7 protein-coding genes are annotated in these 14,860 nt (G+C 58.8%); 6 read left to right on the top strand and 1 reads right to left on the bottom strand.

Features of this window, described 5'->3' with window-relative positions; translation table 11 throughout:
- The first annotated feature begins 1 nt into the window (after position 1).
- Together A1355_RS12840 and A1355_RS12845 are read left to right on the top strand one after the other, a co-directional pair.
- Positions 2-3,136 carry an MdtB/MuxB family multidrug efflux RND transporter permease subunit gene (locus tag A1355_RS12840; RefSeq protein WP_064028700.1) on the top strand — a complete coding sequence of 1,045 codons (3,135 nt, stop codon included), beginning with the start codon at positions 2-4 and terminating at the stop codon, positions 3,134-3,136.
- Between the two features lies 1 nt (position 3,137).
- Entirely contained in the window at positions 3,138-6,242 is a 3,105-nt protein-coding gene (locus A1355_RS12845; protein WP_064028703.1) for an efflux RND transporter permease subunit, read from the top strand.
- A 255-nt stretch (positions 6,243-6,497) separates the two neighbouring features.
- Here the strand turns inward: A1355_RS12845 and A1355_RS12850 are convergent, their stop codons facing one another.
- Positions 6,498-9,203, bottom strand: coding sequence for a cation-translocating P-type ATPase (locus tag A1355_RS12850; RefSeq protein ID WP_064028705.1), 2,706 nt, complete (start codon positions 9,201-9,203; stop codon positions 6,498-6,500).
- A 165-nt stretch (positions 9,204-9,368) separates the two neighbouring features.
- On the opposite strand from A1355_RS12850, the gene A1355_RS12855 reads away from it, so the two are divergent.
- The 4 genes from A1355_RS12855 to A1355_RS12870 all read left to right on the top strand — a co-directional run.
- Complete coding sequence (locus A1355_RS12855; RefSeq protein ID WP_231883657.1) at positions 9,369-10,559, top strand: hypothetical protein; 1,191 nt, start codon at positions 9,369-9,371, stop codon at positions 10,557-10,559.
- Positions 10,560-10,593: 34 nt separating this feature from the next.
- Positions 10,594-11,559: a magnesium/cobalt transporter CorA gene (corA, locus tag A1355_RS12860; RefSeq protein WP_064028715.1), complete on the top strand. Its 966-nt coding sequence runs from the start codon at positions 10,594-10,596 to the stop codon at positions 11,557-11,559.
- Positions 11,560-11,688: 129 nt separating this feature from the next.
- The gene (locus A1355_RS12865; protein WP_064028717.1) at positions 11,689-12,138 is read left to right on the top strand and encodes a hypothetical protein; all 450 of its coding nucleotides are present in this window, start codon (positions 11,689-11,691) and stop codon (positions 12,136-12,138) included.
- A gap of 767 nt (positions 12,139-12,905) precedes the next feature.
- On the top strand, positions 12,906-14,860 hold a 1,955-nt coding region (locus A1355_RS12870; protein ID WP_231883658.1), incomplete at its 3' end, for a PKD domain-containing protein.

Genomic DNA, 14,860 nt, shown 5'->3' on the forward strand with positions numbered 1-14,860 from the left:
CATGAGTTTCAGCGATCCCGGCAAGGCGGGCTTCAATCCGTCTCGACTGTTCATTCTGCGGCCGGTTGCCACCTCGTTGCTGATGGTGGCGCTGTTGCTGGTCGGCGTGTTGGCCTACCGGCTGCTGCCGGTCTCGGCGCTGCCGCAGGTCGATTATCCGACCATCCAGGTCACCACGCTGTATCCCGGCGCCAGTCCGGAGGTGATGACCGCGATTGTCACCGCGCCGCTGGAACGGCAATTCGGGCAAATGCCGGGCCTGACGCAAATGACCTCGATCAGTTCCGGCGGCGCCTCGGTCATCACACTGCAATTCAACTTGAGCCTAGACCTGGACGTGGCCGAACAAAGCGTACAGGCCGCGATCAATGCCGCCAACAATTTCCTGCCCAGCGACCTGCCGCAAGCGCCGATCTACAGCAAGGTCAATCCAGCCGACACGCCGATCATGACCTTGGCGGTCAGCGCCGAATCCATGCCTTTGTTCAAAGTAGAAGACCTGGTCGATACGCGTCTGGCGCAAAAAATCGCCCAATTGCCGGGCGTCGGCATGGTCAGCATTAGCGGTGGCCAGCGACCGGCGGTGCGAATTCAGGCCAACCACAAGGCCTTGGCGGCCTACGGCATCAGCCTGGAAGACGTACGCACCGCCATCGCCGCCGCCAACGTCAGCCAGCCCAAGGGCTCGATCAACGGCCCAACCCGCGCCGCGACCATAGACAGCAACGATCAACTGCGCTCGGCCGCCGAGTACCGCGACCTGGTGGTGGCTTACAAAAACAGCGCACCGGTCAAATTGACCGATGTCGCCACCGTAATCGACGGCGCCGAGAACGCCCGGCTGGCGGCCTGGGCCAACGACAAGGCCGCCATCATCGTCAACATCCAACGCCAACCGGGTGCCAACGTCATTGAGGTGGTGGATCGTATCCAGACCTTGCTGCCCAAGCTGCAAGCCTCGTTGCCGAGCGGCGTCGAAGTGAACGCACTCACCGATCGTACCGTAACAATCCGGGCCTCGGTACGCGACGTGCAATTCGAATTGCTGCTGGCCGTGGCCCTGGTGGTGATGGTGATTTTTCTGTTCCTGCGCAACGTGCCGGCCACCATCATCCCCGGCGTCGCGGTCCCGCTATCGCTGGTGGGCACCTTCGCGGCGATGTATCTGGCCGAATTCAGCATCAATAATTTAACCCTGATGGCATTGACCATCGCCACCGGCTTTGTGGTTGATGACGCGATTGTGGTCATCGAAAACATCTCGCGCTATATCGAGCGCGGCGAATCGCCTCTCAAAGCCGCCTTGAAAGGCTCGGAGCAAATTGGCTTTACGATTATTTCGCTGACGTTTTCGCTTGTCGCGGTGCTGATTCCGCTGCTGTTCATGTCCGACGTGGTCGGTCGCTTGTTTCGGGAATTCGCCATCACGCTGGCGGTGGCGATTCTGATTTCCGCCGTGGTGTCGTTAACGCTGACGCCGATGATGTGCGCCAAGCTGTTACAGCCCGGCGCAGGCCATCAACACCAAAATAAAATCAGCGACGACTGGTTTGAGCGGCTGATTAAACTCTACGGGCGCAGCCTGAGCTGGGTAATGCAACGCCAAGCGGCGACTTTGGCGGTATTTTTCGCCACCGTGGTCCTGACCGCCGCGCTGTACGTCTGGATACCCAAAGGCTTTTTCCCCAGTCAGGACACCGGCATTATTCAAGGTTTTTCCGAAGCGCCGCAGACCGTGTCGTTTCAAGCCCTGGCCGAACAACAACGCAAGCTGGCGCAACGCATCCTGAAAGACCCGGCGGTCGAGAATTTGTCGTCGTTTATCGGCGTCGACGGCATCAACGCCACCCCGAACAGCGGCCGGTTTTTGATTAATCTAAAACCCCACGACCAACGCCCGCCGGCCCGCGAAATTATCGCCCGTCTGAAAGACCGGCTGGCCGATTTGCCCGGTATACAACTGTATTTGCAACCGGTGCAGGATTTGACGATGGAAAACCGCGTCACCCGCACCCAATATCAATTTACGTTGGAAGGCGCCGATCTGGACGAATTGAACCGCTGGACCGGCAAATTGGTAGACCAGCTGCAAGGCCGCCCTGAATTCGCCGACGTGGTCAGCGACGTACTCGACCAAGGCCGGCAGGTGTTCGTCAACATCGACCGAGCCACCGCCAGCCGCTTGGGCGTCAGCACCGCCGCGATCGACAATGCGCTGTACAGCGCTTACGGCCAGCGCTTGGTTTCGACGATATTCACCCAGGCGAACCAATACCGGGTCGTGTTGGAAGTCGATCCGGCCGAACAAACCAGCCCGGCGGCGCTGAACGAATTGCGGGTGCCGTCGACCAACGGCAGCCAGGTGCCGCTATCGGCCATCGCCGAGTTGTCCGAGCGGCCGACCACGTTGGCGATCAACCACCTCGATCAGTATCCGGTGGCCACGGTATCGTTCAACCTAGCGCCCGGCTATGCCTTGGGCGATGCGGTGACCGCCGTCGAAGCGGCCAAGAGCCAAATCGACTTACCGCTGGCGATTCGCAGCGAATACCAGGGCGCCGCCCAGGCCTTCAAGGCTTCACTCAACAACACGTTGTTGCTGATCCTGGCGGCGATCGTGACCGTGTACATCGTGCTGGGCGTGCTGTACGAAAGCTACATTCATCCGCTGACGATATTGTCCACGCTGCCCTCGGCCGGGGTCGGCGCTTTGCTGGCCCTGCAGCTGTCCGACGGCGATCTGGGGATTATCGGCATCATCGGCATTATTTTGCTGATCGGCATCGTCAAGAAAAACGCCATCATGATGATCGACTTTGCGCTGGAAGCCGAGCGCCATCAGGGGCTGCCGCCGGACCAGGCGATTTACCAAGCCTGCTTGCTGCGCTTCCGGCCGATTCTGATGACCACGCTGGCCGCGCTGCTGGGTGCCTTGCCGTTAATGCTGGGCAGCGGCGTCGGTTCGGAATTGCGCCACCCGCTGGGTATTACGATGGTCGGCGGCCTGCTGCTCAGCCAATTGCTGACCTTATACACCACCCCGGTGATTTATCTGGCGATGGATAATCTGGCGCGGCGGGTCAAAACCGCTCTAGGAGTCGAGTCCGGCGACGCCGTCGAACAGGACCTGCATTGAGATGAATCTGTCCGCGCTATTCATCCGCCGCCCGGTCGCCACCACCTTGCTGACCGTCGCCATCAGCCTGTGCGGGGTTTTAGCGTTTTTGAATCTGCCGGTTTCGTCGCTGCCGCAGGTGGATTTTCCGACCGTTGCGGTGCAGGCGCAATTGCCCGGCGCCAACGCCGAAACCATGGCCGCGACGGTCGCCACGCCGCTGGAGCGTGCGTTGGGACGCATCGCCGGCGTCACCGAAATGACCTCCAACAGTTCGCAAGGCTCGACTTCGATTACGCTGCAGTTTGATTTAAACCGCGACATCGACGGCGCCTGCCGCGACGTGCAGGCCGCGATCAACGCCGCCGCCAGCATGCTGCCCAGCGGCATGCCCAACCGGCCCAGTTATCGGCGAGACAATCCGTCCGATTCGCCGATTCTGATCCTGGCGCTGACCTCGGACAGCTTCACGCGCGGCCAGCTGTACGATTCCGCGTCGACGATTTTGCTGCAAAAAATTTCGCAAATTCCCGGTATCGGCCAAGTGCAAATCGGCGGCGCGACCCTACCGGCGGTGCGGGTGGAACTGAATCCCAATGCCTTGAGCAAATACGGCATCGGTTTGGACGACGTGCGCAACACCATCGCCCAAACCAACATCACCCGGCCCAAAGGCGTGTTGGAAAGTGCAGACACCCGCTGGCAAATCCAGGCTAACGATCAGGCCCGCGCCGCCGCCGAATATCTGCCGCTGATCGTTGCTTACCGTAACGGCGCGCCAGTGCGCATCGCCGACCTGGGCGAAGCGGTCGATTCGGTCGAGGATTTGCGCAATGTCGGCCTGAAAAACGGCAAACCCTCGGTGTTGCTGATCATCCGCAAACAACCCTTGGCCAATGTGATCCAAACCGTCGATCAAGTGCTGGCGGTGTTGCCGCAACTTAAGGCCGCTTTGCCCAGCAATATCGAACTGTCGGTGGTGGTGGATAGATCGTTGTCGATTCGGGCGTCTATCCGGGAAGTCGAGCACGGCTTGTTCGTCGCGGTGGTCCTGGTGATTTTGGTGGTGCTGGTATTTCTGCGTAATCCGCGTTCGGCGGCGGTGCCGATCGTCGCGGTACCGGCTTCGCTGCTGGGTTCCTGCGCGGTGATGTACTTCTGCGGTTTTAGCGTCAACAACTTGACCTTGATGGCCTTGACCATCGCCACCGGCTTTGTCGTGGACGATGCGATTGTGGTGGTCGAAAACACCAACCGGCATATCGAGGCCGGCATCGCACCGTTCAAGGCCGCGCTGCTGGCCGCCAAGGAAGTGAGCTTCACGGTGTTGGCGATGAGCGTGTCGCTGGTCGCGGTGTTTCTGCCGATTCTATTGATGGGCGGCGTGCCGGGCCGGCTGTTTCGGGAATTCGCGGTGACCTTGTCTGCGGCGGTGCTGGTTTCGCTGCTGATTTCGTTGACTACCACGCCGATGTTGTGCGCGCGCTGGCTGGGCAAGGAGCCAACGGAACACGGACCGATCTATCGCGGTATCGGCGCGGCCTTCGATTGGGTGCAGGACAATTATCGCATCAGCCTAAGTTGGGCCTTGCGTCATGGTCGGATCATGCTGAGCCTGTTGCTGGCGACGATAGGCTTGAATTTTTATTTATACGGCGCTATCGACAAAGGCTTTTTCCCGACCCAGGACGGCGGCCGTTTGTTGGGCGAGATACAAACCGACCAAAACACCTCGTTCCAGACCTTGCAAAAGCAGTTTGGGCAAATCTCCGAGATTTTGCTGAAAGACCCGGCGGTCACCAATGTCGCCGGCTTTGCCGGTAGTTCGCAAAGCAGCAATAGCGCGCGGGTGTTTATCACGTTGAAGCCGCACGGGGAGCGCGAAGCTATCGAGATCGTGATGGACCGGCTGCGCAAGGCGGCCGGCCGAATCCCCGGCGCTAATTTGCATATGTTTCCGGCCCAGGAGCTGCGCATCGGCGGGCGGATGTCCTTCGGTTTAATCGACTATACCTTGCAAGCCGACGATCTGGCCTTGTTGAAAGAATGGACGCCCAAGGTCCAGGCCGCCTTGGCCCGCTTGCCCGAACTGACCGATGTTAACAGCAGTCAGCAGGACAAGGGCGAACAAATCGGCTTGACCGTCAACCGCGATCTGGCCGCGCGTTACGGCGTCAGCCAGGCCCTGATCGACAACAGCTTGAACAGCGCCTTCGGTCAGCGGCAAGTGTCGGTGATTTACAATCCGCTCAACCAATACCGGGTGATCATGGAATTGGCGCCGCAATATTGGCAATCGACGGACAGTCTGAAACAACTGTATATCAGCGCGCCGGCCCAGAGCGGCATTGCCGGCACCGGTCAGCCGCGCCAAATTCCGCTGTCGGCGTTGGCCAGTTTCGCGCCGAGCAACGCGCCGCTGTCGGTACGCCATCAAGGCCAGTTCGCGGTCAGCGAGCTGTCGTTCAATCTAAAACCCGGCGTGGCAATGTCCGGCGCCAGCGCGGCGATCGATCAAGCCTTACGCGACATCGGCTTGCCGGCGGCCGTTACCGGCAGTTTTCAAGGTTCCGGCAAAGCCTTTCAGGACGCGTTGCGCAATCAACCCTGGCTCATTTTGGCGGCGCTGATCAGCATTTACATTGTGCTCGGTGTGCTTTACGAAAGCCTGGTGCATCCGTTGACAATACTGTCCACGCTGCCGTCGGCCGGCGTCGGCGCGTTGTTGGCTCTGATGGTTTGCGGTAAGGAGTTCAGCATCGTTGCGCTGATCGGCGTGATCCTGTTGATCGGCATCGTCAAGAAAAACGCGATCATGATGATCGATTTTGCGTTGCTGGCCGAGCGCGAGCGCGGGCTGGATTCGCGCGAGGCGATCTTTCAAGCGTGCATGCTACGCTTCAGACCGATCCTGATGACGACGTTGGCCGCGCTGTTCGGCGCATTGCCCTTGGTCTTAGGTAGCGGTTACGGCGCGGAACTGCGCCAGCCGCTGGGCATCGCTATCGTCGGCGGCTTGATATTCAGCCAACTATTGACCTTATACACGACGCCGGTGGTTTATTTATATCTGGATCGGTTTCGGCTCCGGATGCTACGGCTCGGCGCAACGCCATTGCCAGCCTGACGCACACGGGGCCGCGTGACTTGACTTGGTCGCCCGCGCGCGACTCAGAGATCAAGGTCATGCCGATAGCCGGACATTTCCAGCGTTTTGCCCCGGCCGGCCGCTCCGACCAAGCTAAATCGGCCCGGCGCCGCCACCCGCCTCTGCTCGGAGGAGAGGCGCGGCGTTTTGATGGAACGCATTTAGATCGTTTCGCCGAGTTGCATGCCGCCGAACCGCTAGGGAAAGGGTGCGCATGAGGCCGTCAACGTCGAGTTAACACCGCCGGCTTCGGCGGAGCACAGGCGATTTAACGTGACGCGGAAACGGCGCGAAGCGGCGCACCAGCCATTTACGCAATTCCTCGCAGATTAGCAGGCCCAGCGCGAACGGCAGCGTGAACAGCCAGACTTCGTGGCCGAGCGGCGCGGTGCCGAACAACAGATTGCCCCACGGCGTGTAGACGATGGCGAGGATCAGCGCAATCTCCACGCCGACGCCGGCCAGTATTAGCCGGTTGTCCAGCAGGGGCGTGGCCAGCAGGCCGCGCTGGCGTTGCTTGCAGAGGAAGACGTTGGCGATCTGCATCACAATGATCGCGGTCAGGCAGGCGGTCGTGGCCCGCAGGTACAGCGGATCGTGGCGCGGCAGGCTGGCGCCGTAGTCCCAGCCGGCAGCGTTCAGCACGAAGAAAAACGCCGCCATTGCCGCCGCGGCTTCCAGCAAGCCGAGAAATCCGTAAGCTCGGGCCAGCAGGCGCCAGTCGATCAATGACTCCTGGCTCGAGCGCGGCGGCTTGCGCATTGCCGCCGCATCGGGTTTCTCGACGCCCAGCCCCAAGGCCGGCAGCATGTCGGTGCCCAGATCGACCGCCAGAATTTGCAGGATGGTCAACGGCAGCGGAATCTTGAACAGCACGAAGGCCAGGTAGGGAATCACTTCCGGGACGTTGGAGGTGAGGATGTAGGTCAAGAATTTGCGAATGTTGTCGAACACCGCGCGGCCTTCTTCGATCGCGGCGACGATGCTGGCGAAATTGTCGTCCAGCAAAATCATGTCGGCGGCCTCCTTGGCGACGTCGGTGCTCGCCAGTCCCATCGCGATGCCGATGTCGGCCTTCTTCAAGGCCGGCGCGTCGTTGACGCCGTCACCGGTCACCGCGACCACTTGCCGCTTACGCTGCAACGCTTCGACGATGTGCATTTTCTGATCGGCGCCTACCCTGGCGAACACAATTTCCGGCGCATCCAAGGCCAATTGCAATTGGCTGGGCGTGAGTTTTTTCAGCCGGTCGCCGGTGATGACTTTGGGATGGTCGGATTGCACCAGACCGATTTGGCGGGCGATCGCGACCGCCGTGTGCGGATGGTCGCCGGTGACCATGATGACTTTGATCCCGGCGATCCGGCATTGGGTTATGGCGTCGGCGACTTCCGGGCGCGGCGGATCTTCCAAGCCGACCAGGCCGCTGAAGATCATCGCCGCTTCAGGGTCGGCGCCAACGCTGTCGGTCAGTGGGCGGTGGGCTAGGGCCAGTACCCGCAAGCCTTGATCGGCCATGGTCTGCAGGGCGTCCTGGAGTGTGCGGCGGCCGGCGTCGTCCAGCGGCAGAATCTGATCGGCGACGGCGATTTGCGAGCACAGCGGTAGCACCATTTCCAGCGCGCCCTTGCAATACAGCCGCTTGCCGGCCGGGGTATCGTGCAGGGTGGACATGCGCTTGCGGTCGGTGTCGAACGGCACTTCGCCGATTTTGGGATAGGCCACGCGCATGCCTTGGTCGTGAGCCAAATTGACCAGCGCCACTTCCATCGGGTCGCCGAGCAAGTGCTGGCCTTCGACGCGTTTCAGATCGTGACATAGGGCCGCGCAGGCCAGGAACTCGGCATGGTGTCGCAGGCTGTCGCGGCCCAATTCGTCCGGCCGACAGTGGCGATTGTCCAGAAATAGTTGTTTGACCGCCATTCGGTTCTGGGTCAGCGTGCCGGTTTTATCGGTGCAGATGACCGTGGTCGAGCCCAGGGTTTCCACCGACGGCAAATTGCGGATCAAGGCGTTGCGCTTGGCCATGCGCTGGGTGGCCATTGCCAAGGCCAGTGTCACGGTCGGCAGTAGGCCTTCCGGTACGTTGGCGACGATGATGCCGATCGCGAACATGAAATTTTCCCAGAAGCTCAGGCCGATGGCCTGGCCGATCAGAAAAAATGCCGCGCCCAGCAACAGCGCCAGTAGCGCGACGAAGCGGCTCAGCCGAGCGATCTGGCGTTGCAACGGCGATTGGCCCTTGATCGTGGTTTTCAGTGTGTGGGCGATTTTGCCGAATTCGGTGTGCATGCCGGTGGCGAACACCACGGCCTTGGCCTCGCCGGCGACCACCGATGTGCCGGCCAGCAGAATGTTACGACTTTGCGCCAGGTCTTCGGCCGCCGACGGTAGAGCGTCGCGGCCCTTGGGTAGGGATTCGCCGGTGATGGTCGAGTTATTCACCCGCAGGTTGAAAGCCTCCAGCAGTCGGCAATCGGCCGGGACGTTGTCGCCCTCCTGCAAGACCAGCAGGTCGCCGGGCACCAGTTCGTCCGCGAGAATTCGGCACAGCGCGCCGTCGCGCACTACCTTGACTTGGTTCGGCAATAATTTGCGTAGCGCGGCAATGGCCTGCTCGGCCTGGACGCGCTGCCAAAACGAGAAGCAGCCGTTGATCGCGATCACGCCCAATATTGCGTAACCCAGCGTCGCCATGCCTTCGCCGGGTTGTTGGGACTCGGCGAAGAAGGCCAGACCGGCCGCCAGCCAGAGTATCAGCGCGAAGAAGTGTAAAAACTCCCCTGCAAACAACAGCCACTGCGATTTTTTTCGGGTTTCTTCGAGACGGTTGAAACCAAACTCGCGCAAGCGGCCTTCAATTGTCGTATCGGCCAGGCCGTTGGGGCCCGAACCGAGACTGTCGAGGGCTTCCTCGGGCGTTAGGTGGTGAATTTTCATGGTAGCTTCGTGCGGTCGGCTAGCGTGTCGTTTAGTTTAGCGGTGGCCGAGTGATTCCGGATGGTAAATGTCGGCGACGACGCTGCTCGGGATCGGGCATTGCTGATAAAATGAACGGTCTGAGAGTGCGAGTTCGCGGTAGGATGACGTTTTGAGGAAGCAAACATGTGGAGCGGCTACGGGATGACCGGCGGGAGCAGGGCGTTGGCGGCGGGGTTGGCGTTGAGCTTGGCGGGATGCGTTTCGCCGCCGGCCCTGGATAGGGCCGTCATCGAGTACGATAAGGCCACTAACGACGTGTTGGCGAAGCAGTTACTGCTAAACATCGCCCGCGCCCATCAACACCAACCGCTGCATTTCACTGGCGTATCCAATATCGCCGCCACCTTCAATTTCCAGCTTAATGCCGGCGCCACGCCGGCGCTGACCGGACCGACCGGCTCGCTGTTGACGCCGGTGTTCGGCGGCAGCCTGTCCGAGAATCCGACCATTAGTATCGTACCGATCGAAGGCGAGGAATTCACCCGCCGCTTGTTGACGCCGTTTCAGGAAAGCAAGCTGACGATGTTGCTCAGGCAAGGCGTGGACGTGGATTTGTTACTGCGCCTGTTGGCCGGCGAGCTGCGCTTGTCCGGCGGCGATCAAGCCGGCATCCACCGCAACTTGCCTGCGGACGCCGATGGTTACCGGGTATTTCGCCAGGCCGTGTTGCATTTATCGTCGATTCAGGACCGCCACCGCTTGTTCGTCGAGCCGTTGTTGTTCGAACGTAGTTGGACTTTGCCGGCCGATGCGTTGCCGGCCGACCAACTGGCGGCGCTCGAAAAAAACTACCAAGTGACTTTCGATCCGGCGCGTAAACAACTGACATTGACCAAGCGCGAGGTCGGCCGGATCGTGCTGACCAATTACGATCCGGCTACCTTAAGCAACGAGGAACGGATGCGTTTGCAGCAGGAAGCCGAGCAGGGCGCCGACAACGATGTGAGTGTCGATATTCGCCCCGGATTTCCAGGTGGCGAGTGGCCGTTGCACGGCGTGTTCCGCTTGCGCAGTTTTCACAACGTATTGAATTTCGTCGGCCAAACCTTGGGCGATATGCCCGAATATTCGGTGGCCCGCCATCCGGCCACGCCGGAAGTTCGCGAAAATCCCGTGGAAACGCTGGCCTTGACGGTCGGCGACGAGCCCGACGACGATCCGAGCGTGCGCTTGGGCGACCGTTACTATTCGCTTCGCCCTGAAACCGGCTATCAATGGAACCGGGAAGGCTTTCGGTTGCTCTGTCAGATTTTTCAAATGACGATGACCCAGTTCGCCCAATCCGGGGCTCCCGTCATCACGATTTCCAAATAAGGGGAAGCCTTTGGCCGAATCCATCGATAGCAGCATGATTATGAAATGCGTGGCCTACCGGCACGGCATTGGTATCGGCGAAGTGTCGATTCCGGACATCAGCGAAGTGATCCGGCAGGATCAGACCTTCGTGTGGTTGGGCTTGCGAGAAACTAATTCGGCCTTGTTGGCCGAGTTGCAACAAGAATTCGGTTTGCACGATTTGGCAATCGAAGATGCGTGCGCCGCTCATCAACGACCGAAAATCGAGGAATACGCCGATTCGTTGTTCATCGTGCTGCACACCGCTAGACTGGTCGACGACAAAGTGGAGTTCGGTGAAACCCACTTGTTCATGGGGGCGAAGTTTTTGGTAACGGTACGACACGGTTCGTCGCTGAGTCACGCCAAGGTACGCGAGCGTTGCGAGGCGATGCCGCAGCAATTGGCGAAGGGACCGGGGTTTGCGCTGTATTCGATCATGGATTTTATCGTCGATAACTATGTCCCGGTGATCGACGGCTTGCAACAGCGCTTCGAGGTGCTGGAGTCGGCGATTTTCGAGCAACGGCCCAGTCGGCAGACCATGGAAGGCTTGTACGAACTAAAGCGCGAGCTGTTGATGCTGGAAGCGGCGATCACGCCGGTGATCGACATCTGCAACGAATTGATGCGCTTTCATAACGGCTTGATACCGAAGGACGTGCGGTTTTATTTTCGCGACATCGCCGACCACATCAAGCGAATAGACCGATCGATTCAAGGCATGCGCGAGATGCTGATCGCGGCGATGCAGGTTCACCTGACCTTCGAAACCGTGCGCCAGAACGAAGTGGTCAAAGGTCTGGCCGGTTGGGGGGCGATTCTGGCGATCCCGACGATGGTGTTCAGTTGGTACGGTATGAACTTCCGCCACATGCCGGAGCTGGAGTGGACCTTTAGTTACCCGTTGGTGCTGGGCGGCGTGGCCTTGAGTAGCTTGCTGCTGTATTGGCGCTTGAAGCGGTCCGGCTGGTTGTGAGTCGTGTTCGTAAGGACCAAATTATAGAGATGATGGATAGCCGATGCCCTAATTGAATGTTTGTTTTTAAATCCCTCAACTGTTTCAACCATCAAAAACCGGCGAATGGCGCCACGGAAACACCATACAATGAAGTTTAGCGTTTTAGTTAGAAGACTTTCCCACCCCCAAGTCAGACGCCGCTTGAAGATCGGCTTGTCGATCTGGGCAATCGCGATAGCCGTGAGTGTTGTCGCCAAACTGGCCTATGACATCGGCTATTTCAAGGCGCAGTCGATGATAGACGAAAAAAATGCGGCGGCCCCGGCCACTCGCTCGGTATTGACGCTGGAATACGCACAGCGGATCGTATCCGGCGCGTTGAACGAAGACCCGAATAATCCGAAAACTGTCGTAAGCCAAGTAGTCGATAATAACCCCAGGCTGGCGACGATTGTCGTGGAAAACAATAAGCAAAAGAAAATCGCCTGGATATTTGAGATGCGTTTGTTTTTTGCCGGCGATTTGCTCAACGACCAGGGTTATAACCTGACCGAAGCCATCGAACGTCAGCAGGATATGTACCGGAATAATCGCTGATCGGCGCGGCTTGCGGGCAATCAACACGCCTGGACGGCGAGTGTTGGAGCCCGTGCAGACGGATAGCCCAAACCCCTATCAGCGAGCGTGAATGCCGAGGGCCGTTGGCGGAGCGGCGTCTTTCGGCGCTGAACGACAGTCTCACGGAATTCGAAGTGGAATAGGGCATTTTCTCGGCGTAAACGCTATCGGACACCGTTCTTGTATGGCGAGGCGGCAGCGTTCGTGATTCGGGCGAAAAGATTATCGCAATCGTCGAACGCGGCGGCTTTTAAAATCGCGAATCGGAACTACGCTTCATTTTCTAAACCGGTTCCAAGATCCAGGCTAGCCGAATCGGCCGCGTTGGGCTATAACCTGTCTGTCGTCAAATTTCCCTATAACCGGTGTGCCAGAGACACTCGAATTTGAGTAGGCTAGCTAGCCAAGAATCGACGGCGTTAACTCAATAATCTTTTTACTGCTCCAAGTCGCGCGAGGTTTATTGCCAAGCTTCTAATGCAAATTCCGGATCACCAGGGATATGCGTTTCGATAGTTCAGCTTAAAACAAACACATACTCCCTACTGGCGGTCAGCTTTTTCGATTAATTTTTGCCGCAAGGATTTTGGTCTTGATGCGCCGCGTGATTCGCACTCATCGACTGGATCTTGCTCATACTTTGGAAGTCGATTATGAATACAAAACTATTTGTTGCCACGGCCGCTCTCACGACTATTGTAGGGTGTGCCGTCACTCCCGACCAGACCGCTCAGACGGAAGGCGACGTGAGCCAGTCGTATCCGCCCGCCGGTACCGGTAGTCTCTTGAAAGAGACACTGTATTTCTCTAATCAGGACGATGCGGCTAAAGCTTTGGTCGGCTACAACTATGTCTTGACTTTGCTTTCGAATGGCCGAGTACAGGCCATCGTCACCGGTTTGAACGGTTCCGGTCTCGAAAATCCGTTGAGCGTGGTTAAGGCGAACTCGCAAAAGTCGTTGGCCAACATTGGCGATTTGCCGTCGTCGGACGAAACCGAATCGCCGTTTCCGCAAATCTCGTTGAAGGAGAAGCTCAACGGCCAGGCCGCCGTCGACGCCCTAGGTGACAATCTGGCCTTGGTGGCCAAGGCCTATGGGATGTCCGCCGAACGCTTGGAGAATATTTTAAAAAGCGACCAGACCGCTTGGATCGATCAAGGCGGCCGCTTGCTATACATAGAGTCGGATATCCAGCCCGACCCCAAGCAGGGTGCCGGCGAGACCGCGACCGCCGATAGCGCCGACGCGGCGACGGCGGAGGGAAGCGGCAGTACTTACGCCGCGATCGCCGCCTCGACGACCGATCCGTTCACGCTGCACAGCAAACCCGATTCCAATCGCGTCATTTACCTGGATTTCAACGGTCATCAGGCCATCAACACCACTTGGTACAACGGTACGTTGACTGCTCAGGCCTATGATACGGATGGCAATCCCAACGGATTCAGCACCACGGAGTTGAACAACATCCGCGAAATCTGGCAACGCGTGGCGGAAGACTACGCGCCGTTCGACGTGGATGTGACGACGCAAGAGCCGGCGGCCGATGCGATGCAACGCCTTACCAGTAGCGACACTCAATACGGCACCCGCGCGGTCATCACTCGATCGATGCCGGAACTGTGCGGTCAGGTCTGCGGTGGCGTTGCTTATGTCAACGTCTTTTCGTCTTATTCGTCCACTTCGCCCAACCGCTATCAACCGGCTTGGGCTTTCTTCGATAAATTGGGTAACGGCAACCCCAAATATGTGGCCGAGGCGGTATCTCACGAAGTTGGCCACAATCTGAGTCTCTACCACGACGGCACCGCCAGTGTCGGTTACTATTCGGGGCACGGCAGCGGCGCCACCGGTTGGGCGCCGCTGATGGGGGTCGGTTATTACAAACCCGTTTCGCAATGGAGTAAGGGCGAATACCCTGGGGCCAATAACGCTCAGGACGACCTTGCGGTCATTAGTGCGGCGGGTGCTCCGATCCGAGTCGACGATTTTCCGGACAGCATGGCCTCGGCCGCGCCTTTGTCGGGCGATCCCACCTCGGTGGTTCAAACCGGCATTATCGAACGCAATACCGACCTGGACGTCTTCACTTTTTACACTGATGGCGGCGACGTTCAGTTCAATGCGGCCTCGGGTTCGGTGGCGGGTAATCTGGATATTGCTCTGAAATTGTTCGATGCTTCCGGTAAGTCGGTCAGCGAGGTAAATCCGGTCGATAGTCTGTCGGCGTCGCTGAGCGCCAACTTGAACGCGGGTCAATATTTCCTGCAAATCGATGGCGTCGGTAAAGGCGACTTGACGACCGGCTATTCGGATTACGCCAGCCTTGGTCAGTACCAGATTACCGGTAGCTATCCGAAGAACGTCGTGAAACTGATCCCGCCGACGGCCGTTATTTCAGCATTACCGACCGCGAGCGATGCGCCGTCCAAGGTAACATTCAATGGTACGGGCTCTAGCGACCCGGACGGCACCATCGTCGGTTATGATTGGAATTACGGCGACGGAAGTACGAATGGCAGTACCGCCAGTGTCGATCATACCTACGGAACTCCGGGCAACTATACTGCCACGCTGACGGTGACCGATAACGTCGGCTTAAAAAACAGCGCCACGCAATCGATCAATGTCGCTCAGGCGCCGGTAAACGTCAGCATGAAAGTCTCGAGCACCGCGATAATCCGCAGATTGTTGACGGG

Origin of the sequence: Methylomonas koyamae (genome assembly GCF_001644025.1) — a bacterium.
GTDB lineage: Bacteria > Pseudomonadota > Gammaproteobacteria > Methylococcales > Methylomonadaceae > Methylomonas > Methylomonas koyamae_A.

Excerpts from the sequence above, each read along its gene's own strand:
- A1355_RS12855 (WP_231883657.1), top strand. The coding sequence starts at position 9,369 with ATGTGGAGCGGCTACGGGATGACCGGCGGGAGCAGGGCGTTGGCGGCG.
- A1355_RS12865 (WP_064028717.1), top strand. The coding sequence starts at position 11,689 with ATGAAGTTTAGCGTTTTAGTTAGAAGACTTTCCCACCCCCAAGTCAGA.
- A1355_RS12845 (WP_064028703.1), top strand. The coding sequence starts at position 3,138 with ATGAATCTGTCCGCGCTATTCATCCGCCGCCCGGTCGCCACCACCTTG.
- A1355_RS12840 (WP_064028700.1), top strand. The coding sequence starts at position 2 with ATGAGTTTCAGCGATCCCGGCAAGGCGGGCTTCAATCCGTCTCGACTG.
- corA (WP_064028715.1), top strand. The coding sequence starts at position 10,594 with ATGATTATGAAATGCGTGGCCTACCGGCACGGCATTGGTATCGGCGAA.
- A1355_RS12850 (WP_064028705.1), bottom strand. The coding sequence starts at position 9,203 with ATGAAAATTCACCACCTAACGCCCGAGGAAGCCCTCGACAGTCTCGGT.